Annotated in this window: 37 protein-coding genes, 1 tRNA gene and 1 riboswitch; of the genes, 24 read left to right on the forward strand and 14 right to left on the reverse strand. The window is 57.5% G+C overall.

The window, feature by feature from the left end:
• Nucleotides 1-32: 32 nt before the first annotated feature.
• Nucleotides 33-1,217 (reverse strand): O-succinylhomoserine sulfhydrylase, encoded by a 1,185-nt coding sequence (locus tag JZY08_RS00560; protein WP_082183672.1) that lies wholly within the window; start codon nt 1,215-1,217, stop codon nt 33-35.
• A 43-nt stretch (nt 1,218-1,260) separates the two neighbouring features.
• Nucleotides 1,261-1,339, reverse strand: a riboswitch (SAM riboswitch).
• Between the two features lie 73 nt (nt 1,340-1,412).
• On the opposite strand from JZY08_RS00560, the gene JZY08_RS00565 reads away from it, so the two are divergent.
• Together JZY08_RS00565 and JZY08_RS00570 are read left to right on the forward strand one after the other, a co-directional pair.
• Nucleotides 1,413-2,510 (forward strand): 2'-deoxycytidine 5'-triphosphate deaminase, encoded by a 1,098-nt coding sequence (locus JZY08_RS00565; RefSeq protein ID WP_035241992.1) that lies wholly within the window; start codon nt 1,413-1,415, stop codon nt 2,508-2,510.
• A 56-nt stretch (nt 2,511-2,566) separates the two neighbouring features.
• Nucleotides 2,567-2,640: transfer RNA gene (locus JZY08_RS00570), tRNA-Gly, on the forward strand.
• A 50-nt stretch (nt 2,641-2,690) separates the two neighbouring features.
• On the opposite strand, the gene JZY08_RS00575 is transcribed toward JZY08_RS00570, so the two are convergent.
• The 7 genes from JZY08_RS00575 to JZY08_RS00605 form a co-directional block, all read right to left on the reverse strand.
• On the reverse strand, nt 2,691-3,704 hold the full coding sequence (locus JZY08_RS00575) for a hypothetical protein (protein ID WP_216330634.1): 1,014 nt from the start codon (nt 3,702-3,704) through the stop codon (nt 2,691-2,693).
• A gap of 118 nt (nt 3,705-3,822) precedes the next feature.
• Complete coding sequence (locus JZY08_RS00580) at nt 3,823-4,041, reverse strand: hypothetical protein (protein WP_216330635.1); 219 nt, start codon at nt 4,039-4,041, stop codon at nt 3,823-3,825.
• Nucleotides 4,041-4,244, reverse strand: coding sequence for a hypothetical protein (locus JZY08_RS00585; protein ID WP_216330636.1), 204 nt, complete (start codon nt 4,242-4,244; stop codon nt 4,041-4,043). Before JZY08_RS00585 ends, JZY08_RS00580 begins: the two co-directional genes overlap by 1 nt.
• Nucleotides 4,241-5,059, reverse strand: a complete 819-nt coding sequence (locus JZY08_RS00590; protein WP_216330637.1) for a hypothetical protein — start codon at nt 5,057-5,059, stop codon at nt 4,241-4,243. The genes JZY08_RS00585 and JZY08_RS00590 overlap by 4 nt, the downstream gene beginning before the upstream one ends.
• Nucleotides 5,056-5,598 carry a hypothetical protein gene (locus JZY08_RS00595; RefSeq protein ID WP_216330638.1) on the reverse strand — a complete coding sequence of 181 codons (543 nt, stop codon included), beginning with the start codon at nt 5,596-5,598 and terminating at the stop codon, nt 5,056-5,058. Before JZY08_RS00595 ends, JZY08_RS00590 begins: the two co-directional genes overlap by 4 nt.
• Nucleotide 5,599: 1 nt before the next feature.
• Entirely contained in the window at nt 5,600-6,058 is a 459-nt protein-coding gene (locus JZY08_RS00600) for a hypothetical protein (protein ID WP_216330639.1), read from the reverse strand.
• 90 nt (nt 6,059-6,148) lie between these two features.
• Entirely contained in the window at nt 6,149-6,361 is a 213-nt protein-coding gene (locus JZY08_RS00605; RefSeq protein WP_216330640.1) for a hypothetical protein, read from the reverse strand.
• A gap of 20 nt (nt 6,362-6,381) precedes the next feature.
• Here JZY08_RS00605 and JZY08_RS00610 point away from each other — a divergent pair, with 20 nt between their 5' ends.
• Nucleotides 6,382-6,906: a hypothetical protein gene (locus JZY08_RS00610; RefSeq protein ID WP_216330641.1), complete on the forward strand. Its 525-nt coding sequence runs from the start codon at nt 6,382-6,384 to the stop codon at nt 6,904-6,906.
• A 13-nt stretch (nt 6,907-6,919) separates the two neighbouring features.
• Here JZY08_RS00610 and JZY08_RS00615 read toward each other — a convergent pair whose 3' ends face one another.
• The 5 genes from JZY08_RS00615 to JZY08_RS00635 all read right to left on the reverse strand — a co-directional run bounded on the left by JZY08_RS00615 (nt 6,920) and on the right by JZY08_RS00635 (nt 9,559).
• Nucleotides 6,920-7,264: a hypothetical protein gene (locus tag JZY08_RS00615; protein WP_216330642.1), complete on the reverse strand. Its 345-nt coding sequence runs from the start codon at nt 7,262-7,264 to the stop codon at nt 6,920-6,922.
• A 49-nt stretch (nt 7,265-7,313) separates the two neighbouring features.
• On the reverse strand, nt 7,314-8,111 hold the full coding sequence (locus JZY08_RS00620) for an antA/AntB antirepressor family protein (RefSeq protein WP_216330643.1): 798 nt from the start codon (nt 8,109-8,111) through the stop codon (nt 7,314-7,316).
• Nucleotides 8,112-8,174: 63 nt separating this feature from the next.
• Entirely contained in the window at nt 8,175-8,333 is a 159-nt protein-coding gene (locus JZY08_RS00625; RefSeq protein WP_216330644.1) for a hypothetical protein, read from the reverse strand.
• Nucleotides 8,326-8,754 carry a TerB family tellurite resistance protein gene (locus tag JZY08_RS00630; RefSeq protein WP_216330645.1) on the reverse strand — a complete coding sequence of 143 codons (429 nt, stop codon included), beginning with the start codon at nt 8,752-8,754 and terminating at the stop codon, nt 8,326-8,328. Before JZY08_RS00630 ends, JZY08_RS00625 begins: the two co-directional genes overlap by 8 nt.
• A 118-nt stretch (nt 8,755-8,872) precedes the next feature.
• Nucleotides 8,873-9,559, reverse strand: a complete 687-nt coding sequence (locus tag JZY08_RS00635) for a helix-turn-helix transcriptional regulator (protein WP_161751754.1) — start codon at nt 9,557-9,559, stop codon at nt 8,873-8,875.
• A gap of 110 nt (nt 9,560-9,669) precedes the next feature.
• Between JZY08_RS00635 and JZY08_RS00640 the strand changes: the two genes are divergently transcribed.
• From JZY08_RS00640 to JZY08_RS00690, 11 genes are read left to right on the forward strand one after another with little or no spacing between them, the layout of a single operon-like run.
• On the forward strand, nt 9,670-9,879 hold the full coding sequence (locus tag JZY08_RS00640; protein ID WP_216330646.1) for a helix-turn-helix domain-containing protein: 210 nt from the start codon (nt 9,670-9,672) through the stop codon (nt 9,877-9,879).
• Nucleotides 9,879-10,460, forward strand: a complete 582-nt coding sequence (locus JZY08_RS00645) for a hypothetical protein (RefSeq protein WP_216330647.1) — start codon at nt 9,879-9,881, stop codon at nt 10,458-10,460. Before JZY08_RS00640 ends, JZY08_RS00645 begins: the two co-directional genes overlap by 1 nt.
• A complete protein-coding gene (locus tag JZY08_RS00650) occupies nt 10,457-11,383 on the forward strand; it encodes a toprim domain-containing protein (protein WP_216330648.1) in 927 nt (308 codons plus the stop codon). The genes JZY08_RS00645 and JZY08_RS00650 overlap by 4 nt, the downstream gene beginning before the upstream one ends.
• Nucleotides 11,380-11,820 (forward strand): hypothetical protein, encoded by a 441-nt coding sequence (locus JZY08_RS00655; RefSeq protein ID WP_062654301.1) that lies wholly within the window; start codon nt 11,380-11,382, stop codon nt 11,818-11,820. Before JZY08_RS00650 ends, JZY08_RS00655 begins: the two co-directional genes overlap by 4 nt.
• Entirely contained in the window at nt 11,817-12,845 is a 1,029-nt protein-coding gene (locus tag JZY08_RS00660) for a DUF6551 family protein (RefSeq protein WP_216330649.1), read from the forward strand. The genes JZY08_RS00655 and JZY08_RS00660 overlap by 4 nt, the downstream gene beginning before the upstream one ends.
• Entirely contained in the window at nt 12,842-13,159 is a 318-nt protein-coding gene (locus JZY08_RS00665; RefSeq protein WP_062654303.1) for a hypothetical protein, read from the forward strand. Before JZY08_RS00660 ends, JZY08_RS00665 begins: the two co-directional genes overlap by 4 nt.
• Nucleotides 13,159-13,380, forward strand: coding sequence for a hypothetical protein (locus tag JZY08_RS00670; RefSeq protein WP_062654304.1), 222 nt, complete (start codon nt 13,159-13,161; stop codon nt 13,378-13,380). The genes JZY08_RS00665 and JZY08_RS00670 overlap by 1 nt, the downstream gene beginning before the upstream one ends.
• Nucleotides 13,377-13,586 carry a hypothetical protein gene (locus JZY08_RS00675; protein WP_062654305.1) on the forward strand — a complete coding sequence of 70 codons (210 nt, stop codon included), beginning with the start codon at nt 13,377-13,379 and terminating at the stop codon, nt 13,584-13,586. Before JZY08_RS00670 ends, JZY08_RS00675 begins: the two co-directional genes overlap by 4 nt.
• Entirely contained in the window at nt 13,583-14,440 is an 858-nt protein-coding gene (locus JZY08_RS00680; RefSeq protein WP_062654306.1) for a ribonuclease H, read from the forward strand. The genes JZY08_RS00675 and JZY08_RS00680 overlap by 4 nt, the downstream gene beginning before the upstream one ends.
• Nucleotides 14,437-14,865, forward strand: coding sequence for a hypothetical protein (locus JZY08_RS00685; protein ID WP_062654307.1), 429 nt, complete (start codon nt 14,437-14,439; stop codon nt 14,863-14,865). The genes JZY08_RS00680 and JZY08_RS00685 overlap by 4 nt, the downstream gene beginning before the upstream one ends.
• Nucleotides 14,862-15,476, forward strand: coding sequence for a DUF6362 family protein (locus JZY08_RS00690; RefSeq protein WP_062654308.1), 615 nt, complete (start codon nt 14,862-14,864; stop codon nt 15,474-15,476). Before JZY08_RS00685 ends, JZY08_RS00690 begins: the two co-directional genes overlap by 4 nt.
• A 256-nt stretch (nt 15,477-15,732) precedes the next feature.
• Here JZY08_RS00690 and JZY08_RS00695 read toward each other — a convergent pair whose 3' ends face one another.
• A complete protein-coding gene (locus JZY08_RS00695) occupies nt 15,733-16,083 on the reverse strand; it encodes a helix-turn-helix domain-containing protein (protein ID WP_062654309.1) in 351 nt (116 codons plus the stop codon).
• 867 nt (nt 16,084-16,950) lie between these two features.
• Between JZY08_RS00695 and JZY08_RS00700 the strand changes: the two genes are divergently transcribed.
• The 10 genes from JZY08_RS00700 (at nt 16,951) to JZY08_RS00745 (ending at nt 24,911) form a co-directional block, all read left to right on the forward strand.
• Complete coding sequence (locus JZY08_RS00700; RefSeq protein ID WP_200960478.1) at nt 16,951-17,376, forward strand: Gp49 family protein; 426 nt, start codon at nt 16,951-16,953, stop codon at nt 17,374-17,376.
• Between the two features lie 13 nt (nt 17,377-17,389).
• Complete coding sequence (locus JZY08_RS00705) at nt 17,390-17,758, forward strand: hypothetical protein (RefSeq protein ID WP_062654310.1); 369 nt, start codon at nt 17,390-17,392, stop codon at nt 17,756-17,758.
• A 160-nt stretch (nt 17,759-17,918) separates the two neighbouring features.
• Nucleotides 17,919-18,164: a hypothetical protein gene (locus JZY08_RS00710; protein ID WP_062654311.1), complete on the forward strand. Its 246-nt coding sequence runs from the start codon at nt 17,919-17,921 to the stop codon at nt 18,162-18,164.
• Between the two features lie 3 nt (nt 18,165-18,167).
• Entirely contained in the window at nt 18,168-18,626 is a 459-nt protein-coding gene (locus JZY08_RS00715; protein WP_052817014.1) for a hypothetical protein, read from the forward strand.
• Entirely contained in the window at nt 18,604-20,115 is a 1,512-nt protein-coding gene (locus JZY08_RS00720) for a terminase (protein ID WP_156394011.1), read from the forward strand. Before JZY08_RS00715 ends, JZY08_RS00720 begins: the two co-directional genes overlap by 23 nt.
• Nucleotides 20,115-22,178, forward strand: a complete 2,064-nt coding sequence (locus tag JZY08_RS00725) for a phage portal protein (RefSeq protein WP_216330650.1) — start codon at nt 20,115-20,117, stop codon at nt 22,176-22,178. Before JZY08_RS00720 ends, JZY08_RS00725 begins: the two co-directional genes overlap by 1 nt.
• The gene (locus tag JZY08_RS00730) at nt 22,175-22,411 is read left to right on the forward strand and encodes a hypothetical protein (RefSeq protein WP_216330651.1); all 237 of its coding nucleotides are present in this window, start codon (nt 22,175-22,177) and stop codon (nt 22,409-22,411) included. Before JZY08_RS00725 ends, JZY08_RS00730 begins: the two co-directional genes overlap by 4 nt.
• Before the next feature lie 33 nt (nt 22,412-22,444).
• Nucleotides 22,445-23,428 (forward strand): hypothetical protein, encoded by a 984-nt coding sequence (locus JZY08_RS00735; RefSeq protein WP_216330652.1) that lies wholly within the window; start codon nt 22,445-22,447, stop codon nt 23,426-23,428.
• A gap of 49 nt (nt 23,429-23,477) precedes the next feature.
• Nucleotides 23,478-24,464, forward strand: coding sequence for a DUF5309 domain-containing protein (locus JZY08_RS00740; RefSeq protein WP_062654316.1), 987 nt, complete (start codon nt 23,478-23,480; stop codon nt 24,462-24,464).
• A gap of 12 nt (nt 24,465-24,476) precedes the next feature.
• The gene (locus JZY08_RS00745) at nt 24,477-24,911 is read left to right on the forward strand and encodes a hypothetical protein (protein ID WP_216330653.1); all 435 of its coding nucleotides are present in this window, start codon (nt 24,477-24,479) and stop codon (nt 24,909-24,911) included.
• Nucleotides 24,912-24,951 lie beyond the last annotated feature (40 nt).

Here is a 24,951-nt window from a genome sequence, read left to right on the forward strand (position 1 = left end):
AGACGGGCCATGGCGATGTGCAAACTGAATTTTTAAGCCGAAACGGCTGCCAGACCCTTCGCCAGATCCTCCAGCAGATCGTCCGTATCCTCAATGCCGCAGGAAAGACGCAAGGTGCCGCCGGAAATGCCGAGTTCGGCGCGCGCCTCATCGGTCAGGTTCTTGTGCGTCGTGGTGCCGGGGTGGGTGATGAGGCTCTTGGCATCGCCGAGATTGTTGGAGATCTTCACGATTTCCAGCGCGTTCTGCAGCGCGAAGGCCGCATCCTTGCCGCCCTTCAGTTCGAAAGCCACGAGCGTCGATCCGCCGGACATCTGCCGCGCGATGATGTCGGCCTGTGGGTGATCGGCGCGGCCGGGATAGATGACCTTGGCAACCTTGCCGCTATCGGCGAGGAAATCGGCGATTTTGCCGGCATTGGCCGTCTGCTGCTTGACGCGCAGCGGCAGGGTCTCGATGCCCTTCAGCAGCGTCCAGGCGTTGAACGGCGACATGGCCGGGCCGGTATGGCGGAAGTAATCCTGCAGCTCTTCCTCGATCCACTTCTTGTCGGAAAGGATCACGCCGCCAAGGCAACGGCCCTGACCGTCAATATGTTTCGTTGCCGAATAAACAACGATGTGGGCGCCGAGTTCGAGCGGCTTCTGGAAGAGCGGCGTCGCGAAGACGTTATCGACCACCACTTTCGCGCCGATCTGGTTGGCGAGCTTCGCCACGCCGGCAATGTCGATGATTTCAAGCGTCGGATTTGTCGGGCTTTCAAGGAAGAACAGCTTGGTGTTCGGCTGGATCGCCTTTTCCCAATTGCCGAGATCGCGTCCGTCGATCAGCGTGCATTCGATGCCGTATTTCGGCGCAAGCGTTTCGACCACCCAGCGGCAGGAGCCGAAGAGGGCACGGGCAGCAACGATATGATCGCCGGCGCGCAGCTGGCACATGATGGCGGCGGTGACGGCGGCCATGCCGGAGGCAAGCGCCCGGGCGTCTTCCGCACCTTCCAGCAGGCACATGCGCTTTTCGAACATGTCATTGGTCGGGCTTGCATAGCGGGCGTAGATGAATCCATCCGTTTCACCCTTGAAGCGCGCTTCGGCGGCCTCGGAGTTTTCGTAGACGAAACCCTGGGTCAGATAGATCGCTTCCGACGTTTCACCATAGGGTGAGCGTAGCGTACCGCCGTGAACGAGCTGGGTTGCCGGGCGCCATTTATTGCTCATGTGATCACCTTCAAAACAAAAAAACCGGCCGCAAAAGCAGACCGGTTCCTAGCACCCGGTCTTTTTAGCCACTTGTTTAACGTGGCTGCAAGCCGACCGGCCAAATCACCACGGGATAAGCTTGCCATACTGCCGTTACCGGCTTGCGTCAATGCTTTCCTTTTGGTTTTGTCGCCGTAAAAAGGAATGATGACCATGATCAGAACGACGGGCATTTTGGCGGATGGCGCAATCAGGGCGCTGTTTGCGGGCGGCAAGCTGAAAAGCGAAGCCGATCTCGATGCTGACCAGGTGCAGCCCGCCAGCCTTGATCTGCGGCTCGGCTCGAAGGCCTATCGTGTGCGCGCCAGTTTCATGCCGGGCCCCGGAACCCGCGTCATCGACAAGCTCAACCGCTTCAGCCTGCACGAGGTCGATCTCACCCAGGGGGCGGTGCTGGAGACCGGCTGCGTTTATATCGTTCCCCTGATGGAAAGCCTGGAGCTGCCGGCGGACATGTCGGCCTCGGCCAATCCCAAAAGCTCGACCGGACGTCTTGATATCTTCACCCGCGTCATGACCGACAATGCGCAGGAATTTGACAAGATACCGGCTGGATATTCGGGCCCGCTCTATCTGGAAATCAGCCCGCGCACCTTCCCCGTGGTCGTGCGTCGAGGATCGCGCCTGTCGCAGATCCGCTTCCGCGTTGGTCACTCGCTGCTCAACGAAAGCGAGCTGCTGAAACTGCACGAGACGGAAATGCTGGTCGCGAGCGACACTCCGAACGTGACCGGCGGCGGCATCGCGCTTTCCATCGACCTCATGGGTTTTGGCGAGAACGGCCTGATCGGATATCGCGGCAAGCATCATACCGCCGTGGTCGATGTCGACAAGAAGGCCCAGCACGACGTTCTCGATTTCTGGGAGCCGCTGCATGCGCGCGGCCGCGCGGAACTGATCCTCGATCCCGATGAATTCTATATTCTCGTCTCACGCGAGGCCGTGCATGTGCCCCCGCTTTATGCGGCAGAAATGACACCCTTTGACCCCTTGGTGGGCGAGTTCCGCGTCCACTATGCCGGCTTCTTCGATCCCGGCTTCGGCCACGCGCAGGCCGGCGGCACAGGCAGCCGCGCGGTGCTCGAGGTGCGCAGCCACGAAGTGCCCTTCATCCTGGAACACGGCCAGATTGTCGGCCGCCTGGTTTACGAGCATATGCTGCAAAAGCCGGAAGGCCTCTATGGCAGCGGCCTGGGCTCCAACTACCAGGCCCAGGGCCTGAAACTTTCCAAGCATTTCCGCGCGGAATAATGACCCCTCCGGGTGCTTGACACCCGGATGGAACTATCCGATGTCTTGTCTGCGGCGCGGGTGTAGCTCAATGGTAGAGCAGCAGCTTCCCAAGCTGATGATGGGGTTTCGATTACCCTCACCCGCTCCAGTCTTTTCAATAACTTAGAGGATGCGACGTGTCACCCGTGTCACGTCATGTCACTTGCGCTTTTCGGCGCGCATTTCCGCGATTCGTCTGCTCGACTGCAAACCGTCACCGCGGCTATACCTTTTTGTCATTTTCGGCGTGCTGTGTGTCGCCAATTCCTGGGCGGCTTCAAGCGATCCTGTTGCCTCGACAGTCTCCGAAACGGCGCCCGCCCGGGAATCCATTGACCACACATAATCTGGCACGCCGGCAGCTTTCCGGACCTTGCTGAATTTGGTCGTGTAGTGGTTATCCCGGTAAGGCTTGCCAGTGTCCTCATCGATCACGACAGGACCGATTTCGGGGATCGTGTAAGCCTTCAGGGCTTCCGTCACCAGTGGCATGACGTTCAGGTCGCGAGAGGCGAGGGCGCCTGTTTTGCTCGTCTTGATGGACAGGATCATGTCTTTCGAGATATCCCCGGCCGTCAGGCCACGCCACCGGAACGGACCACCTTCAGGCGGCGGCGACCACTCCCCGATTACATCGATCCGGCGCAGGGCTGTTTCGAATTTCAGCGCTTCAACGAATCCGATCGACGGGCATTTCATCTCGGCGCTTTTCTTCACGATGGCCTCGCACTGTGCATAGGTCATTGCGACGGTTCGGCCGCCTGGCTGTTCGAACTGCATATCCGACAGGATAGAGCGTGCTTGTGCGCAGCCGTGCAAGCGTTCCCCCGCGCCATAGGACAAGATCACCCGCAAGAGCTTGATCGCTCCAGCGGCACGTCTATGTCCCTTCTTGCGCCATTCCCCGAACCACTTCTTGAAGTCCGAAGCTTTCAGCACGTCGATCCGACGCGAGCCGATATTCTTTTCCAGCACGCGCAAGCTCGGCTCATAGTCCCTTATGCGCGTCGAGTGCTTGACGCTGTGAAGGGAACTGGTGGTATCGAACTTGTAAGCATCGATCAGCGCTTTGATTGTCCCGTCGAACGTCGGCGGGGCACCAAGCGTTGAAAGTTCGCTGCGCAGCTGGTCGGTCAGACGCCGGCACTCGGCGGCGATCTGGTCTTCCGTCAAATCGTCATCAAGACGAATGGCCGAAAGCGCCGCGGGCGAACCCTTCACGGCGCGTTTCGGATCCCAATAATGGACCCTCGATCCATCTTTGTTGTCCCGGTATTTATAACCGGGCCTGTCAGTCCGCATCAAAATTGTCCTTTCCGTCTGGGGCAAGAGCGCCCAACGGCAGGATGCGGGTGTTGCCGACGCGCTCGTCAAGGCCGTCTTGCCTGTGGATAGTGGGAATAACGGTAACAACCAGCGTCCGTAGATCAACTTGAACCGCCGCGCCCTCACTGCGGGCGGCCCTGATGATCCTTTCCATGTCAGCCTGTCTGAAGGCTCCGTGGCTCATCAGCGTGCCTCCATCTCATCGAACGCCTTGTGTGCTTCGGTGATTTCCCGAATGGCAGAATCCGCGAGGAGGTGAAGCGCGCAATAATCCTTAGGCTTTTCGTTGCCGCCATCGAAGGCGGTATCGATCAGCCTTTTCATGGCGTGGATGAAGCTTTCGGCCGCGCCGGCCGCATCGTCAAATTTGGTGCGGGGATCGTTCATACGGAAACCCTCCCGCCCATGGCAACCACCTGCTCGATGAACCGGGCCATCTCTGGAACGACGCCCTCGCTTCGCCTCAGAGCCTCGAAAATCCCGCTGGCCCTGATGGCATCAGCCTTGATCACGAGGCCTTCATGAGTGAATGCTGGCAATTTAGAGATTTCAGAACTGATAACGGCCATGCGGGTTTCAGCATCGTTGATGCGCCCCTTAGCGGCAGCAACGCCGGCGGCTTTGCGCAGGCTTGCGGTTTTCGCTTCATATTCCTGCGCCAGAGCCAGTTTGTGTTCGTATCTCTCGATCGCGGCATTCAAATCAGCACGAGATTTTGCCAACGCCTTTTCGTTTCGTCCACGCGGTGTGCGTTTACGCAACTCTTGAAGGGTTTCGGCGGCGTCCCGTTGGCTCGTCACGAAGAAACACGCAGATGGTGTTTCCTGTCGTTGCCGATCGGTGAAACGCTTGCGCAATGAGCTTGTGTCTCGGACCAAGTAGCGGCCGACAATATCCCTCTCTGCGCCGTCGGTGCGCGAGCCACGGTTTGCGTTGGAGCCACCAAGAAGTTCTTCAGGAGCGAGCGGCCACCGGTGCCGCCATTCATCCGCAATCCATTCCAGTGCATCCTTCGCGGCATGCAATTCGGCCCGAGCATCCTGCAGGCGGGCATAAGCCGCCAGCAGGTCCGGGTTTTCAGCGACGGTCGCAGGTGCAGCGGCCTCGGCCTGAATTGCTGTAACATCAACACAGGCGCCAGCAGTGACCGGCAGAGAGGCGGCAGCAGCGCCGACGAGGAAAGTGCGACGGGTAGTTTTCATTCGCCTGCCTCCTCGTTGAGGATCGATTTCAGGAAGATGGTTCCCATGTGGCCGTCGGGAGCCCGGCAGTTGGTGATGCTGTCAAAGACATTTTCGTCCTCGATAGCGAGCCGAGCTTTGGCGCGGACATCGGCCAGCGTGACGCACGGCGTGCGGATAAGCACCTCTTCCGCGGCTTCCTTGGCTTTCCATTCGGCTTCGCAAAGGTCGGTGTCGCCCAGCTTGTCGATCAGCGGGCGAAACAAGGCTTCCTTCTCGTTATAATCTATGATCGCTGCGCGAATTGGACCCGAAAGGCCGAAATTCGGTTCGTCAAAGTTCATCGTGTCAAAGCGTTCGCAAGCGGTCGCCAAAGAGAGGATGTTACCGTCGACAATGCGAAGCAACGACGAGACGGTATCAAGCTCTACATTGCGCGTGCCGTCGGGACGATTGAAATCCAGATCGCTGACCATGCTCTTGATCGCGCCGGTAAGGCGCGACAGGTCGAGCAGGGCATAGAGGACATCAGAGGGAACGATGTTTTCTTTCGTCAACATGTCACGCACCCCCATTCAGGTGCTCGGCATGTTCTTCTCGCCATTGCGCATCAAGAACCTTTACGGCTTCCTGCGCTGCGAGCGAGGTTATACCGGAAAGGCTTTCAGCGTTCTTCGCCTCATCGCGGACAAGCAGCCATGCACGATCAAGAATGTCGGAGGAGGAAACAGGCTGCGCGTTCCGGGCTGCTCGGATTACCAAGTCCCGGCACTCGTAGATGTGCTCAAGGAGAGCTTCAACGACGTTACCAGCTTCGTTGTTTTCTCCGGTCTTCGAGATGATGAACCGCGGCTGGTTGATAAAACCCAGTAGTGACGTCTCGAGGTGAACCATCACATCGTTCAGCGTCGACAGGCCTTCCATGCCGACGGAAGACAGGGCAGTGAGGCTGAGAGTGTGGCTTGCGTGCAAGGCAGTTGAAACTGCGGGCACAGTTGTGCTATTCCTATGATCGCTCATTGGACTTGTCCTTGTCTCTGTGAGTTACGATTTCCGCGCTGCGAACGCGGCAGTCATTTCGAAACCGGCCTTTGGTTGAAGCTGCGAACTTCAGTCTGAGGCCGTTTTCATTTCCCCAGCCAGTCCAGCTTTGATCAACTCGCGTGCTGCCTCAGACTTCGTTGGCAGGCGGTTGTCGTATCTGAACTTCTGAATGGCATCCTCCTCACCCGGCGTCAGCATCACCACAAACCTGCGAGTTCGGGAGTCGCTAACCATCTGTTTACCATCTTCCGAGTTTGTCATGTTTACCATGTTTGCCATATTGATCTCGCTTTTCGTATGTGTCAACAGTCTTTGTAAAGTTTACCAACTTTGCACAGGGGCTTATCGTGGCGGACGAACTTAAAGATCAGCGCGTGGTGACGATGATGTCGCCTTCGGAGCTTGATTTGATTGACGAATGGATGTTCAAACTCCGCATCAGATCTCGAGGCGAGGCCATCCGAAGACTTTGCCAGATCGGCATAAGGGCCGACGAGAATGTCCGTTCAGTCTGGAAGCTCTCGGAGAAAGCTTTCACCAACCGTGCGGACGACGCTAAAGTCATGGTCGCGCTTCTAGGTGAGGACCCAGACGGCCTTGACGTCGAAGATGTCCGATTGCTCGCGGCTGATATTATTAAGTCCGCCATGGATGACCAAATGGCGTTGAATGAAGCAATCATGCACTTGAGCGAGCCGATCGTTGCCATCCGCAATGCGAAATCCGCCGATGTCGCCATTGCCGATGCCGAAAAAGCAACGGAGCGGCTGACGAAGATGATCGCGGAACTGAAGGCAAAGGCGAACAAGGGCAAGAAGCGATAGGCGGGACTGGACATCACTGAACGCCTCCTGCCTGCTGCGCCATCCACTTCAAGAATGCCAGCGCCAACGGGTCGCCGCGTTCGCCCTTGATGCGAGCGCATTCTTCCAGAGGGGTTCCCTCGGGCAGTCCGTCGAACAAAGGCGCAAGCTGTTCCATTGAAGTGATCTCAGCGGAAGCCTTCTCCATGCGTTCTTCAAAGACGCTCATTGCCTCATCCATTGCGTTCGTGAATTCGTCACGAGATAAGTCAGGGAACTTATCAGCGAGGTTCTGGAGAATGGCGATGGCGCCGCGCTCAAGGACTTCTACGGGCGTGTTGACTATGGCGTCTACGACTTGGCTGTGTCGGTCTGGCATGATTTGTTTCCTAATTGGGTGAAGTGATTACCGATCTGGCGGCCGGCCTTTATTCCCGGCGGAGGATCTTAAACCGGCCGTTGATGCTCGGGTGTGTGGCCGTCGTGGCAGTCGCCTGCGTGCACTCGCTGATGAAGCGCTTGAACAGCTTGGTGATGTCGATGATCTGATAGACGGCAAAGCTGCTGCCCTGCGCGTTCTCGTGGCTGTTCTTCACCATCGCGAAAGCTGGCGGCCGGTAGGATATGGATGTCAGCACCTCGTCAACCAGCCACGCCGGCAAGCCGTACAGCTTGTTCATCCGTGTTTTGATTTCCGTCTTGGTTTCGCAATGCTGGGGTTTGGCCTTAAGTGGCGCGGTGTCCTCAATTACTGTCACGCGGGCGTTAACCGCTTCCAAGGCAGAAGCGGTCTCCGCCTGCAAGCGTTCAACTTCAGCCTGTCGGCGCTCGAATGTCACAAGCGCCTGGGCGTTTTGCAGAACTATCTCCGCTGCCGTCATCGGCTGATGGGGAGCGAACGAGCGTTCTTCGATTGAGAGGAAGTATTTCCGTATCTCTCTGCCCTTGGCCGACCTGTCCACCATTCCGAGCTCTTTGCCCATGCCGATGGTCAAATAGTATTCTGTGCGGTACTTCATGCCGGTTGGATGCTGCTCCCCAATTTCGGTGAGCAGGTAGTCGACGTTTTCAACGAAGCCGTACTTCTTGATGCGGTCCTTGATCCAAGTCGTGTAATCTTTCTTCGCTTCGAGAAAGCGATGAACTTCGCGGCCGTCGACCGTCTTGACGATCTGCCCGGAGATAGCCTTATCGGAAATTGCGGGAAACTGGTTCTGCGCGTTCATCACGTCGCGTCCTTCATCCTGTCGTTGGAATTGGATAGGCCGATATCGTTCGGCCCGGACGGATTACTTCGAGAACCTGCCGGCCACGAAGCCGACGACAACCAGCAGAAAGCTGGTGACGAAGTCCAAGGCGGCGGAGAGGATCGTGAACTGCAGCAGGATAATCACTCCTGCTGCCGTAGCCAGGGCAACGCCCTTAAACGACCTGATCAAATCAGACATCGTAGTTTGCGAGGTTGAGGCCCAGCGTCGAAGCAATCTTCGCCAGCACTTCCCGTTCCTTGGCGTCGATGCCGCCATGGTCGGCCACGTCCAGCGCCGACAGCAAGACCGTTTCGCCCATATCATGGTCGGCCTTGATGTCTTCGATTTCCTTGTAGAGGCCGGCGCGACCGACGCGGCCGCCCTGCGCACGCTTCAGCATGGCATCGGCGGTGCGTTCGATTTCGGCGGTTTTGAAGGCTGCGGAAAGCTGGGCGTTGGAAGTGATGGCGTTGATCGTCTGGCCGACTTCGGCGTCGGAGATGTCTCCATCAGCGGCGGCAACAAGGGCGCTTGCGGCGCAGACGGCCTCAAGGAAATCCTTGCGACCGCTGTACTTGTTGACCGATCCGGTGAGCTTTTCTTTAAATTTTGCGAACATGTGGTGTCCTCGTTCGGGTTAAACGCAAGGCGATTTGCCGCTGCGAACGAGGTAAAGCTACGCGTAACGAATAGATGCCGTCAATAGGCGTAACGAATATTTTTATACAAAACGCATTTTACGCCACCCCGGCAAGGGCGATGAAATGGACGGTCACGACAGAATCCGCAGGGAAAACCAATTGCTTGGGCGGGTTGAACTGCTCAAGAACAAGTTCCTGTGCATTGTGTCGAATAAACTTCTTCACGTAGGCCAGAAGCGGGCCATGCTCTTCAAGCTGAATCTGGGCGACAACATAATCGCCTTTCCGCACGCGTCGGCTTGGATCGACAAAAGCGACTTCGCCGTCCTCGTATCTCGGCCACATGCTCTCGCCTGATATGCCGACCCCATAGGCCCCCGACACATCCGAAAGGATCGGTGGAGCCATCACTTCATACAGAATATTGCCGTTCATGAGGAATTCGCCGTCTATCCCGCCTACAGCCTGCCCATAGACCGGGATACGCGTTCCCATGCCCCTGACCTTGTCGCCAATAATGGCGTTCGATGGCGGAGCTTCGAAAGGCGTTCTCTCGGCCTGCTTAGGCGCAGCATCGGGCTTGCCGGTTAACAACCAATCAAGAGAGACCTTGAAAAACTTCGCGTATCGCTCGGCCGCGCGAGCCAGGCCGCGCTGTCCGTTCTCATGTGCCGCGTATGTCGGGTAGCTGACCCCGATTGCCTCTGCCGCTTCACGGGCGGAGGTGTAACCGGCTGCTTTTCGGGCCTGTTCAAGGCGGGTGTGTACGTTGTTTTCGCTCATGAAAATGCGTATAGCACAGAAAAATATACGTAACGCGTAATAATTTGTTGAATTGAAAATATACTTAACGCATAGTGACCTCCTCTCAACACAAATCATGGAGGCTCAAAGTGAGTGAATTGCCCCCCATTGACGGGGAATATCTCAAGAAGCTGCGTAAAGGCCGCGGCTGGTCGCAGACCCAGCTGGCCGACTACCTCGGCGTCTCCCAGGCGCGCATCTCGAAGTTCGAACTCGGCGCGAAGATCGGCAAGCCCTACCAGAAACTTCTCATGCAGCTTGTTCTGGCTCCCCCGCCAGAGGGCAAGAGGGCTTCTTAATGGCCCGTATTCGCAGCATCCACCCGCCGATATTTTCAGATGAGGCTTTCGTGTCCTGCTCGGTCACAGCTCGCCTGCTGGTGATCGGTCTGTGGACTGAAGCTGATGATAAGGGCGTGTTCGAATGGAAGCCCCTGTCGCTGAAAATGCGCATCTTCCCGGCTGACGCTTTCGACATCGACATGATGGCTGGCTGGCTGGCTGAACTGAGCGCTGCGAACATCGTTTGCAGCTTCGTTGCTGACGGAAAGACCTATGGCGCGATCCGGAACTTCCGAAAATACCAACGCCCGCAGAAGCCGAACGATATTCACCCGTTACCGGAAAATCTCCGTTCATACGTCGCTCTTTCTTATACCGCTCCGGTACCAGTCAAGGAACGGTCGCGTACTGGTAAGAGAGAACCAAAACAGATGGAGGATGGAGGATGGAAGAGGGAGGATGTAAACACATCAGAACATAACCACGAACTGGAAGCTCAAGAGGATACGTATAGGGGAGACAGCTTCTCTCATGGTTATGATGTTGAGACGGGTGAGCTCTATCCCGACTGGCCTATCGAAGACGAGGTCACGCGATGAGCCGCGACCTTATCGAACAAACGAAAGGAAAGTGGCGCGGCATTCTTGCTCACGCCGGGATTTCCGAAAGCTTCCTCACTGGCAAAAAAGGACCTTGCCCGATCTGCAAGGACGGCGTCGACCGATTCCGCTTCGATGATAAGGGCGGCTCGGGATCGTACATCTGCAACCAGTGCGGCGCGGGCTATGGCATCCATCTTCTGCAAAAGGCCACGGGGCTGGATTATGCCCACGCCTGCAAGCTGATCGAAACTGCCATGCCGACCGTCCAGCGGTCGCAGCCAGCAGCCCGACCATCATCCGAAAACGTGCTGATCAAGGCAAAGGCACTCTGGAATGAAGGCGCAGGTATTGCCGAAACGACGGCGACCGCCAGTCATTTTCGGAACCGTGGGCTTTCGCTGGATATCCTGCCCCGATCGATCCGGCACCATGATCGCGTCATGTATCTGGAAGACGGCGAGTTTCATGGCCGCCTGCCGGCGATGCTGTCGCTCATCCAAGCGTCAGACGGTCGGCCCTGCGGTGTGCATCGAACATATCTCACGCCAGACGGACGGAAAGCGCCGGTCCCGTCTCCCCGCAAGATCATGGGTACGCTGCCGGACGGCTCGGCCGTTCGCCTGGCGCCAGTTGCGGAAGCGATCGGCATAGCAGAAGGCATCGAAACGGCGCTGGCCGCGGGCCAGAAATTCGGCGTGCCGGTCTGGGCGGCCCTGACCGCGAACAATCTCGAAAAGTGGGTGCCGCCTGAAGGCGCGAGCCATGTGTTCGTGTTTGGCGACAACGACAGGAGCTTCACCGGGCAGGCCGCTGCCTTCGTGCTGGCGAAGCGCCTCAAGCAGCAAGGTTTCACAATCGAAGTTCATATCCCTCCCTGCCTCGGCACGGATTGGAATGACGAAACAATGGGTGCCATATGACCGAGCTTGTACATATCGAACCGGGCCAGTGGGTTCTGTCATTTCACAAGCCTTACGGGTTGCACGATGACATCACGATGTCCCGGAAGCTTGAAACATACGCGTTCCGTCACTGGATGGAAAATTGGGACGAGGAAGAAGAGTTCTTCGTTATGCAAGTCGACCAGGTGAAGCCGAAGACCTTCACTGTTCTCGGCTCAAACAAATACATCAACGCTGGTGAGCGCTTGCCGCGCTTCAATGTGATCCGAGCATTCCGAACCGAAGCTGGCGGAATACATCTGCGCGATAAGCTATGCGCCATTGGTGACGGCGTTGGAGACCGTATCCATGAGGAGATGTTTCGCCGCGTCGAGAAGTTCGCGCAAAGAGAAAGAGCTAAGGGCCTAAATCGCGTTCACCGTTGCTTCCCTGAAATTTTCGGGAGGAGTGAATGACCGATTTCCACACCATTGCCGACCGCGTGGTCGAGGAATTGCAGAAGCGCGGCCTTCCGGAGAGTGACGACGCGACCGCGGAGCGTGTAGCAACAATCATCGCCGCCGAGTTTCCTTCGGCCCAAGACGCGCATGTGAAGCTCGCCATCAGCGCAGTGAACACGCGCATCATGTCGGGCGAACTGCGATCCGTCGACACACTGCGGCCAGTGAAGCCGGTCAGCACTACGGGCCTTGATATAGACGAGCCCGAGAACATCGAGCCTATCTGCATGAGCGTCGATCCTGCATCTTTGTTTGTCGATCCCATGTATCAGCGCTCCATTGGCGAACGCGGCCTGAAGCAAATCCGGCGCATTATCGAAAGCTGGGATTGGAACAAGTTCAAGCCGCCGGCGTGCGCCTATGCGATCCATTGCGGCCAGACGGTTCTCAAGGTCTTCGACGGTCAACACACGGCGATTGCCGCCGCCAGCCATCCGGGCGTTACCGAGATCCCGGTGATGATCCACGAGGCAAAGGAGACTGCAGCACAAGCCGCCGCCTTCGTCGGCCAGAACACCAATCGGCTGGCGGTCACGGCTTTGCAGCTTCATCACTCGTCGCTTATCGCCGGCGACGTGGATGCCCAGACTGTCGCCCAGGTATGTGAACGCGCTGGCGTCCGTATCTTGCGCTTCTCTACCAAAAATTTCGAGCCGGGCGACACGGTGGCAATCAATGCGATTTCCCAGCTGGTCGACAAGCGAGGCGCGATGAAAGCCCGCATCATCCTTGAGGTTCTGACGAAGGCCGAGATGGCGCCGATCGTTACGCCCCAAATCAAGGCCGTCGAGTTGCTGCTGACCGACGAGGAATATTGCCACGACATCAACGCCGAGAACCTGACAGCCGCGATTGCCGCCGACTGGTTCGCAGATCACGACGCCGCCAAGCAGCTGGCGCTAACCCACAAATGGCCGTTCTGGAAGGCGCTTGCCATCACATGGTTCCGGAAGACCAAAAAGACGAGGAAGGTGGCATGAGCTACAATCGCAGGACAAAAGCTTATCAGTCCCGGGTCAAGAGGCTCGCGAAAGATTTCGAGTATCCGCCTCGCACGCCGACCGAAGACGGTAAGTCTCGGCACATGACGTATGACGAAATTATAGCGGCGCAACCGGACGGTACCCCGAGATATCTCATTGAAGACGCGCTGTCGCTTCTCGCTCGGGAAAGTCTCGCCCTGAAGCGCTACGCCGAGAAAGACGCGTTGCGGTATCAGGCGGTGGCGGACAAGGCGAGTAGCAAGCTAATCGAAATCAAGAAGCCGAAGCTTAGTCTCGTGGGGGCTGCGTGATGATCTATCTCAAAGCCGCCGCGCTTCTCGCTCTTTTGCTCATTGCCGCCGCAGTTGTCCTGTTCGGCATCGCTTACATGATAGTGGCCTTCGACCTCCCGTCCGGATTGTTCCCAGTATTTATCGCCATCGCGGCGGCCTCCATCGGCCTCTACATGATGATTTTGGGAGAGCTTCGCAAAAGGGAAAAGAGCCGCGCCACGCAAAAGGTGTCGCTATGATCCTGATCGATATTATCAAGACCCGTATCGCGTTGGCCAGGCGCATCAAGCTTCTTGAGGAAACGCTGAAAGAAACCGGATGCCCACGCCCTGCGAACGGCCAACCGTGGGATCAGTGCGCCGACGACTGCATCAAACTCGGCCTTTGCGGCTGCCATGTTGGTGCGGCGCTGGGCGTACAACACAACGATGGAGGCGTTGCATGATATACACCTTCCCACCCTCCCTGTACCCGCTGCGCGACTATCTCAAAGGTCAAGGCGCTGACACCCGCGCTTTCGTCTCTGCGCGTCAGGCGGCCTTCATGGCGCAGCAGCTGCTTGGCACCCGCGTCAAGTTCCCCGACAAGGGTGCCGACATGACATCGACGCTATTTCTCATCCAGAAGGCTGTCACTGAAAAAGGGATTGCCATGACGGCAACACCTTCAGCGCCGAAGGGCAAGAAACGTAAGCAAAAATCGCCTTACGCAAACCTAAAGCGGAATAAGCCGGATTTCAGTCCGCAAGTCTTTGCTGAAGGTGTCCATATATTCTGCGACGGGGCATCTATCCCCAATCCTGGCATAGGTGGCTGGGGGGTGGTGGTCTATCGTGACGGGATCGAATGCGCCTCGTCGCATGGCGGCAACGCCGAGACTACGAACAACCAAATGGAATTGATGGGGCTGTTGACGGCTATCGAAATGGCTGAGGCCTACAGCGATGGAGAACACCCGGCGACGATATGGTGTGACAGCCAATACTGCGTCGAGGGCGCAAATGTCTGGCTGAAGACGTGGAAAGCGCGGGGCTGGAACAAGAAGAAACCTGAAAGCCCTAAGCGTGACGAGGGAGGCATCAAGAACCTAGACCTATGGCAGGCGATAGACAGGGCGCTTTCAAATACGCCCGTGAGCCGTATTTCAATCAAGTGGGTCAAGGGCCATGTCGGTGTCATCGGAAACGAACGCGCCGACGCACTGGCCGAGCAAGGCCGCGAACTGTTTGTCGAACGGGCTCAAAATTCAGCCGGTAACGAATTGGACGAACGCTATCGCCAGATCATGGGGGCGGTGTGAAGCATACCATCAACATCTTCAAGGTGGCCCGAGAATGCGGCGTCATCCTGCGCGACTGGCGGCACCACAGCCCGACCAGTCGCAAGGGGCGCGAATGCTTCTGCAAGCCCACGGTGCGCGAAATTGGCCAGCGCCATGGTGAAGATCACCTGCGCCTCGTCCTGATGCTTATCACCGGCAACCAGAGCAACGCCGGCGAGCTCTATGCCGATGTCATCAAGGCAGTGTCCCGCCTGCTCGCGGCGAACCCGGAGTTGACCCGCCGGCCGTCGCTGGTGGCCGACTTCAATCAAATAGATCTGAGCGCCGTGCGTCGTGGCGCTCGATTGACGTCAACGAAATATGGAATGGCTGCAAGCGACGAGATCCTTGGAGCCCTGAGAATGCATTTCGGCCTCTGGCCATATCGAGGAGCGGCAGCATGACGGTATTTGCGGAATGGACATATGAGCAGGTGCGGGCGCAAATCATCGAGGCCGCGCACACGCTGCGCGCCTCTCCTGCCGACGCCGGGCCGGGTCTGAAGACCGGCGCCATGGCATCGGTGCTGCATGAGATGGTTGGCGCGTTCGGTGAGAGCGAGCATAACGTTCGCCGCGCTCCGCCGTCGGCCGGTGCGATAAGCCGGATGCATCAGGTCTGGGACTGGATTAACGCCTATCTCGATGAGGAAGGGCGGAAGATGATTTACGAGTATTCGTTCATCAAAATCCGAAAAGGGATGTACCTTGAGGCCTATCTGCGAAAAATCGGTATTTCGAGAAGTACTTTCGAACGCCGAATTCAGTCGTATTGTCAACGAATTGCAGACAATCTCAACCAAAAGCATCAAATCCGGTTGACAGTGGCGCTGGACGGCGTGACGGAAACCGGCATAGAACACGCATCAACAACGGTAAATTCAAAGAAATGCGCCACGGACTGGCGAGACGATGAGGTTACTGGCCAGAAGGAAAAGGTGAGGGCTGATAACCTCGCTTATGCCCAATGGCGCAACGAACGCCGCCGGCAGCTTCTGGAGCGTGCCGAACGGTAGGCCGCAATCGACCCTTCTCCGCGGAGAATTCGAACACCGGGACACCGGGCGCGGCGTAGATTGAGAAATCCCGACTGGAGACGCCACTGCCCAGAGTAGTGTTGTAGCCGCAAGGTGGCCTTCGGGCCTTGTCCTCTCGGGAGACGGAGAGCCGCGCCCGGCGCCCTAAACGGGACTAAGCCGGGTTAAAGCCACAGCCTGGGACACATGGACGCCCGGGGAAACAGCGGCAGGAACAAAGCAGGCAGATGGAGGCTTATTTTTCGTTTGAAGGGTTCATGCCCCCAACAGTGCGCTGGAAGCCGCCGTTGGTGCTGCCCCACTTGGCTTGCTCGCGGAACTCGATCTGCCTCCAAGCGCGAAGAACAAGGTCGTTGATGGCGGCGTCATCGCTGGGCACGCCGTCGGCAATACGTTCGATGACGGTGAACTGCGCGGCCTTGGCATAGTGGAGCTTTATAGGGCTGTCGCCAGCCTCGAGCTTTTGATATCCGCGAAGCGTGATGCCGAGAGCTTCTGCCATTTCGGCTTGCGTCATCTTCGACTGCTTGCGGAGATGGGTAAGCTCGTCGGCTGACATAATCGAAGGCGCGTTTTCGGTTTCCATTGATTTAACCTTCCTGGGTTAGTATCTTGGGAACCGGAAGGAAGTGCAAGTTCCTCCCGGCCCCCAGTTAGCGGCTAATGGTGATTGTCAGTCGCCATTTTCCGAACCGGACTTGGATGCTGAGCTTGACGCTCATGGGTGCCTCCTAGTCCCCGAAGCTTGATTGCTTCGGTAATTATGTTTTACGAACTGTGTTCGCATTCGTCAAGCGTAAATACGAATACAGTTCGCTTTTTAAGCCGTCCGGTTATGCTGGGCGGCTTTTTCAGTTCGCATGACGACGCGGTAATCAGCCAAGGCCGTCCTCCCCGCAAGGGTGTAGAGTAATCCGAGTGTTTGGCGCTCGGCATGCGATTAAGCAGAACCCTAGTCGGGTATATCGGTAGAGCGGTGGGAATTGATCAGCCTTCCTGCGACACTCGGTTAAGCTGGCGGTGCGATCCCGCCACTCTGCTCCATATTCGCCCAACAGGGCAACGGAATGCGAGGCGGCGCTGAAACGCAGAAGCGCATCAAGGTGTGATCGTAGGCCCGGGTATCGGATGGGCAATTCATCTTGAATTCACCAGCCTAATTCCGATCAAGGGGGCGATACCTCCTCGGTAGGCAGATGAACGGACGATCAAGCCACGGTAGCGTGTGGCCCTCGCAGCAAATCAGGAAGGCGGGCATAGCTCGTGAAGGTTGGGGTTCGTGCTCGGCCGTTCCTTCCTGTCCCATTCCAGTTGACCAGCTTCGGCTTGGTCCTCAAGTCCCGCAAGGGCAGCCGGGTTGATCGCCGGTTTTATCCGTAAGCCTGTAGGCAGGCACGTTTCGACCCCGTCAGCAATGGCGGGGTTTTTATTTAGGCTGAGAAGGAAGATTGAAATGAAGGACGAACAGCAGATCGAGAATGAAATCCAGCGCAAAGGCCTAAATGCTCCCCGGCTGACGCCGGCGCTGATTGATGATGCCATCCAGTCGGAGCAATACCATGTGTTCCCCGGCACCACGTTGACCGTCTGCGCGCTGACGCTTCGCAACGGCTATATCGTGACCGGCGAGAGCGCCGCCGCATCGCCTGAGAACTTTGACAAGGAGATCGGCCGCAAGATTGCGCGCGACAATGCCCGAAACAAAATTTGGGCGCTTGAGGGCTATCTACTTCGGGAATTCCTCCACCAGACAGCAGGGCCTCGCTTGGATCGCCTTGCGCAGTTGCTCAGAGACGCTGAGGCCATCAACGGTGGTTCCATGCCGCATGAAGCAATCGTGCAGACCGTCCTCGATGACGCTCGCCGTTATCCGGTTTAAGGAGGGCTGAACCATGGCCATGGACCACACAATGGCAAGGAATAACATCGCCGGTTCGCTGAACAATCACTTTGACCGGCTGGACTATTCCGGCCTTTCAAATACCGCTGGTGAAATCGTTCCTTCCAGAACCCCTGTAGATCGCATCGCAATGGCGCTTGCAGAGGCGCGCGAGGTCTCAGCCCGTATTCGGGTCACGGTCGATCACCTGATCGGTACCAAGCCGGAAAGCGAAGCGCGCGATAATTGGGGCGGCGGCATAACGACCAGCCAAGGCGTCGTGAACGATCTGGCAGACAATGCCGATGGTGCACTATCCGAGTTGCGCCGCGCCAACGATGAGCTTTCGCGTCTATCGAAGGTTCTCGCGCTCGGGCTTTAACCTCTTCATGGGCGAGCGGACGATCCTGACTTCGTCAACCGGTACGAGGAACAAGGCCTTGCTCACGGCTTAGAACCATGCGCCGTCCGCTCGACAGGTGTTTCGCCTGGCATATGGGGGCGCAAAGCAAGGCAAACCGGATCAACGCACGGTGACATCAATGGCGGCAACAATTCGGGTGCTGGACACGAAGGCGTCAGCAAAGGCTGAAGTCGTAGAGGAAGCGAAGCGCGTTCTCGCAATGGCCGAACGGGGAGAGATTGTTGACCTCTCTTGGTCGGCGGCAAAGGTCGACGGTTCTGTCGTCTCATCCTTCACAGCAACAGAGGATGCACATAGGCGCATCGCTTCGGTGTCCCGCCTTCTGCATCGCCTTCACCTGATGGCAGACGAGCAGGCAGAGTAAGACATGGGAAGGCCAACGAAATTCAATCAAGCCACTGCTGACGCGATATGTGATCGGCTTGCAAGCGGTCTCAGCCTTCGCCGGATTTGCCGCAATAGTGCCATGCCGAACAAGGCGACGGTGTTCAGATGGCTGGCAGCAAACAGCGAGTTTAGCGACCAGTACGCGCGCGCACGCGAATCTCAAGCTGACTTGCTGGTTGATGAGATGATCGACATTGCCGATCAGCCGAAGATTGGCAAGAAAACGAAGCGGACTTCGGACGGAAAGCTTGAAGAAACCACGTTCGACATGACCGAGCATCGCCGGCTGCAGATCGAGACGCGCAAATGGGTTGCGGCTCGCATGCGCCCGAAGAAATACGGCGACAAGATCGATGTCGAGCAGAAGACGACGCTTGAGGCTGGCGACAGCGTGATGGCGCTTATGAAGGCGATCGATGGGCGAACCCGCACTAAGTGAGGAGATCATAGCGCAGTGGTCTGATCGCCGCTGGCGCTTGAATAACCTCTATTACATCAAGGACAAGCACGGCAACGTCGTGTTGTTCCAGATGAACCCGGCGCAGGAGAAGCTGCTGGATGAGCTTCATTACCTGAACATCATCCTCAAGGCGCGGCAGATGGGTTTCTCGACCTTCATTCTGCTGCTGGCGCTGGACTGTTGCATATTCAATTCGAACTTCGCGGCAGGCCTGATCGCTGACACGAAGAAGAACGCGCAAAACCTGCTTGAGCGCATCAAGTACGCTTATGAAAAGCTGCCGCTCCCGATCCAGCGCACGGTTCAAATCGTGTCGGACAACTCGACGGAGATAGAGTTCAGCAACGGCTCGGGCGTCGAGGTGGGCGTTTCGCTGCGATCCGGCACGAAGAACTTTCTGCATATTTCCGAATACGGGAAGATTTGCGCCAAGACGCCCGACAAGGCCAAGGAAGTGAAGTCTGGTTCGCTCAACACCCTGGCCGCCGGGCAGCTTGGCTTCATCGAGAGCACCGCTGAAGGGCGGGGCGGCGACTTCTACGAAAAAGTGCAGGCTTCTCGGAAGATTCTTGATGCAGGCCGCGAACCCGGTGACATGGATTACAGGTTCCATTTCTTCGCCTGGTGGCAAGATGGCTCATACCAGTTGAGTAAGCCCACGTTGATCACTGACGAGGACGAGGTCTATTTCGCAGGGCTGGAGGCGGAGCACGGCATAACGCTCTCGATGCCCCAGAAATGGTGGTACGTGGCCAAGAAAGCGGAACAGGGTGAGGACATGTGGAAAGAGTTTCCGTCCACGCCTGACGAAGCTTTCAGGGCTGCAAAGGAAGGCGCCTATTTCGGCAAGGAGATGCGCACGTTGCGCCAGCTGGGCCGGATTGGTTCTTTCCCGTTCGTGCCGAACATTGCCGTCAATACCTTCTGGGATTTTGGTCTGGGCGACAATCAGACCATATGGCTGCATCAAGAGGTAGCGGGAGAGCATCGGTTCCCCGGGTACTTCGAAGACAGCGGTATGGGCCTCGGCCACTATTTCAACCTACTCGACAAATGGGCGGCACAGCGCGGCGCACGGTGGGGAAAGCACTACGGGCCACATGACGTTGACCATCGCCGCCAGACGACGACAGCAGGGCAGGCAGAGACCATCAAGACGATGTCGGCCAAGCAGGGCTTCATCTTCGAGACGGTGACGAGAAACCCGGACAAGATCAATTCCATCATGGGTGTTCGCGCAAAGCTGCCCAGCTGCTGCTTCGATGAAGTGGGGGCGGCGCAGGGCATCATCCATTTGGAGAACTACAGCCGTGATTGGGACGAAAAGCTGAGCGTTTGGCGCAGTTACCCAAGGCATGACGCGCACAGCCATGGCGCTGACGGGTTCATGACATTCACAGACGGCTACAAGACGCCGCCCAAGCCAAACGGCGAGTGGGACAAGTTCAAGCAACAGAAGGTGGCCTAATGCCCGAAGCACAAGACGACAAGCGGAATGGCGCGCTGACGGCTGCTGTCTCGCACCTTGTGAAAGAGTGCGAAAGCTATCGCGAAGAACTGTCGATCGACCGCGACAAGGCGATGGAATACTTCGACGGCAAGATGGATGACGTGCCTGTCATCGATGGCCGGTCGAAGGTCGTTTCCCGCGACGTGCGCGCTCACATCAAGAAGGTGCTGCCGTCGCTCATTCGCACGATCCTTGGCAATGACCAGGTGGCCGAATTCCAGCCGATGGGTGAAGGCGATGAGGAATATGCGGAACAGGCTTCCGACTATATCAGCAATGTGGTCTTTCCGGAGAGCGATGGATACGAAGCTGTCGAGGATGCGATCCATGATGCTCTCAAGCTCCGCAATGGCATCATCCGCTGGTGGCACGAAAAGAAGGACAGGGTTGAGGTAACGCAGCACACCGGCCTTGATGAATTGGCGCTGGTGCAGTTGATTGGTGATGACGACGTTACGGTGCTGGAGCAAGACCAGCGCGTCGAAATTGTCGATATTGAAGGCCAGGGCCCGACGCCCACGACCGTTTACGACGTCAAGATCAGGAAGCGCTTCACGAACGGACGAACACGCCTTGGCGCCGTTCCTCCCGAGCAGCTGCTTGTTCACCCTGACGCGCTTTGCATCGAGGAGAGCCCGCTGACGGGCATCAACATGCGCCAGCGTCGTTCTGACCTCGTGGCGATGGGTTATGACCGTGACGTGATCGACAGCCTGCCGGTTGCCGGGGCGACAAGCGATCAAGACGATGAAGAAAGCACCCGCCGCCGGGATCTGATCAACGATGACAATGCAACGGCTGCCACGGCCATGCAGGAAGTCGAGTATTACGAGCTCTATGTTCGTTATGACGCCGACGACGATGGTATCGCAGAGCTTCGCAGACTGGTCTATGCCGGTGCGATCAAGGAGGAATATCTTCTCGAAAACGAGGAATGGGACGATGTGCCGTTTGCGGATATCATCTCGGAACGCCGGCCGCACCAGCGCGAAGGCTCCTCGATCGCAGACGACACGATGGAAGGCCAGAAGGTCAAGACCGTTCTTCTTCGGGAAACGCTCGATAACATCTACTGGCAGAACAAGGCCCAGCCGATCGTTGATGAGCAGGCCGTGGTTAACCCGGATGCGGTGCTCAATCCTGCCTTTGGAAAGCCTATCCGCGTCAGTGCAGGTACCGATGTTCGCGCGGCTCTGGGATTTACTCAGGTTCCGTTCGTCGGCGCGCAGTCCTTCCAGATGCTGGATTACTTCGACCGCGAAATGGCGGATGTCACCGGCATAACAGACGCGGCGGGCGGTCTTGCGCCTGATGCACTGCAGAACGTCACGGCCAAGGCTTCATCCATGGTCGAGCAGGCCGGAATCGCCCAGACCGAGCTCATGGCGCGCACCATCGCACGCGGCCTTGTTCCAGTCTTCAAGGGTTTGCTGAAGCTTACAATCAAGCATCAGGACAAGCCCCGCATGGTCCGCCTGCGCAAGAAGTGGGTGACGTTCGATCCCAAGCCCTGGAACTCGGGCATGGATGTCATCGTGAACACCGGCCTTGGCGCTGGGACGCGCGAGCGTGACATGATGATGATGCAGATGATTGTCGGGCTTCAGGAGAAGATTCTGGCGCAGCTGGGGACGGTCAATAACCCGTTCGTGACGCCCAAGAACATGTTCAATGCGCTGACCAAGCTGGTTCAGGCATCGGGCATGCGCGCCACCGATCAGTTCTTCACCGAGCCGACGGAAGACCAGATTAACAAGCTCATCGCCCAGCAGAGCAATCAGCCGAACCCTGAAATGGAGAAGCTGAAGCAACAGCAGGCTAAGGCCGATATGGACGCCAAGATCGAGCAGCAGAAAATCGAAAGTAACGAGCGGATCGAAATGGCGAAGCTGCAGCAGGAATATCAGCTGAAGCGGTACCAGATCGATCAGGAAATCCAGTTGAAGCAGCGCCAGAACGTCGCGCAGGCCTTGACCGGGCAGAGCGTTACGGCTGTCCAGCTTGGAGGTATGGCAGGATGAGGGATGAAGAAAAAACGGCAGCTGCACGCGCGCTGCTCGACAATCCCCTGTTTCATCTCCTGATGGACGATATCGAGGCGGCGGCCATCAATGGCTGCATCAACGCCAAGGTGACCGATCACGAGACGCGGGCCGGCTATGCCGCAGAAGCCCGCGCAATCAGAAATTTGCGCAGCAAGCTCAACCACCTTTCGGCGGAAGCAAAGGCTGGCGCGAACCGAGCACCCGCATAACGCCGGTGCGACCAACCCCATAAGGGAAAGACCATGACAATTAACGATAGTGCCAACCTGCCGGCCGACGGCGGGAGCAAAACCGTTGAACCCTTGGATATCGACAACCCCTCCGCGCTGAACTTCTGGGAGCCTGAAGAAGAAAATCAGGCCAACTCGGAACAAGGTGGCGACGGGATCGAAGACGAGACCGGTGCGGCTGAAGACGAGATCGACAGCCAAGAGACCGATGCCCCCGCAGGCGATGAAAACGAAGACGACGCCGATACCGGAAACGATGACACCGGTGCTGACGCCGAACTTGATGAAACGCTTGTAACGCTCAAGGGCGGAGAGCAGGTTCCGATCAAGGAACTGAAGCTCGGTTACATGCGGGAGCGCGATTACCGCCTCAAAACCCAGGAAACGGCCAACCGCGGCCGGGAACTGGAATCTCTATCCACCCGCGTGGTCAACACGGCCAACGCATTCGCGCAATTCCTTGCCAGCCAGTTGCCGCCAGAACCGTCTCATGACCTGGCGATCCAGAACCCGACTGAATACACCCGCCAGAAGGCAATCTTTGATAACGCGATGGGTCGCGTGAACCAGATTTTGCAGATGGGGGCCGAACCTCAGGCCGTCGTTCAGCAGCTGACCGGCGAACAGCGCAATGAGATGCTTCGACAGGAAAGCGAACGCCTGGCTGAAGCATTCCCTCAGACCGCCAAACCGGAAGAGCGCGAAAAGTTCTTCGAGGAAGCATTCGACACAGCGCGCCAGTTGGGTTTCACCGACGACGAAATGGCCGATGTGACCGATCACCGATATTTCAAGCTTGCCCATTATGCGCGGCTCGGCATGCAGGCCGAGGCTGCAAAGAAGAAGGCGTTGGAAAAGGTGAACAATGCTCCTGCCGCTGCCCCGGCGCGCAAGGCCCAAGGCCAGAACGCCCAGCAGAGCCGCAAGAACAGGGATGCGATGGAGAAGCTGACCCGAACGGGCTCGCTCAAAGACGCGATGAATATCGACTTCTGATCGGACATCGCAGCGGGCCTTTTGAACCCACTACTCCGAGGTAACTGTTATGGCAGTCATTACGAACACCGTCCGCACCACGAACGCGGTCGGTAACCGCGAAGAGCTTTCCGACGTTGTATCGCGCATCACGCCGGAAGACACCCCGATCTATTCCATGATCGAGAAGGGCAAAACCAAGTCCGTTCACCCGGAATGGGAAACCGACGACCTGGCTGCCCCCGGCGAAAACGCCCGTGAAGAAGGCGAAGAATACGACTTCGACAAGGTCGATCCCCCGGCCCGTGTCGGCAACTATACGCAGATTCTGCGCAAGAGCTGGATCATCTCTGGCACGCAGGAAGAAGTGGACGAAGCCGGCAAGGTGCAGAAGCGCAAGTACCAGAAGGCGAAAAAAGGCGTCGAGATCCGCAAGGATACCGAATACGCCATCGTTTCGAACCAGGGCTCTGTCGGCGGCGCTGTCCGTCGCATGGGTGGTCTGCCCAGCTGGATCGTCAGCAACGTTTCCCGCGGTGCTGGTGGTGCAAACGGCGGCTTTGTCGGCGGCTTCACTGTCCCGGCGACGAATGGCACGCAGCGCGCCTTCACGAAAGACATTCTCGACAACGTGATGCAGCAGGGCTTCAACAACGGCGCGAAGTTCAAGCACGTCGTCGGTTCTGCCTTCGTCAAGTCCACGTTCGTCAAGTTCATGTCTGACGCGAACGTCGCTTCCTTCCGGTATTCCATCTCGGAAGGCGGCAAGCGCAACACCATGGTGGCAACGGCCGACTTCTACGAAGGCCCGTTCGGCAAGGTTCTGGTTCACCCCAGCACCATCCAGTCGACGCCGGCGCTCGCCCGTAACGCCTTCTTCATCGATACCGACTTCCTTGAATTCCTCTGGCTCCGCAAGATCCAGGAAGACACGAAGGTCGCGAAGACTGGTGACGCCGACAAGGGCGTGATCATCGGTGAAGGCACGCTCAAAGTTGCCAATGAAAAGGGCCTCGGCATCGCCGCTGACCTCTTCGGCATCTCGGCTTCGCAGTAAGGAGAAACGAACATGCCGACTTATCTTCCCTTCGTCGTGACGGCGGCCACGCTCGCCCTCAACGCTTCCACCCACGGCACCCCGGCGGCAGTTGTCGTCAATCGTGCCGCGGGCTCGACGCTCGTTCTTCCGGCCGCCTATGGCTCCGGTGCCGAGTTCGACATCATGGTAGGCACCACCATCACCTCCAATAACCTGATCATTCAGGTGGCCAACTCGTCCGACGTGATGACTGGCAATTGCGTGATGTTGCAGGATGCTGGCGATACCGTTGCCGGTTTCGAAACTGCCGCCGATACCGACACTATCACCATGAACGGCTCTACCAAGGGCGGCATTCGTGGCGACCGTATCCTGCTCAAGGATATCGCGAACAACACCTGGCAAGTCCAGATCATCGCGGCCGGTACCGGAACCGAAGTCACGCCGTTCTCCGCAACGGTTTGATCCTGAAACGAGGGGTGGCGAAAGCCGCCCCTTTCCTTTT

Origin of the sequence: Rhizobium sp. X9 (genome assembly GCF_018873185.1) — a bacterium.
Lineage (GTDB): Bacteria > Pseudomonadota > Alphaproteobacteria > Rhizobiales > Rhizobiaceae > Agrobacterium > Agrobacterium oryzihabitans.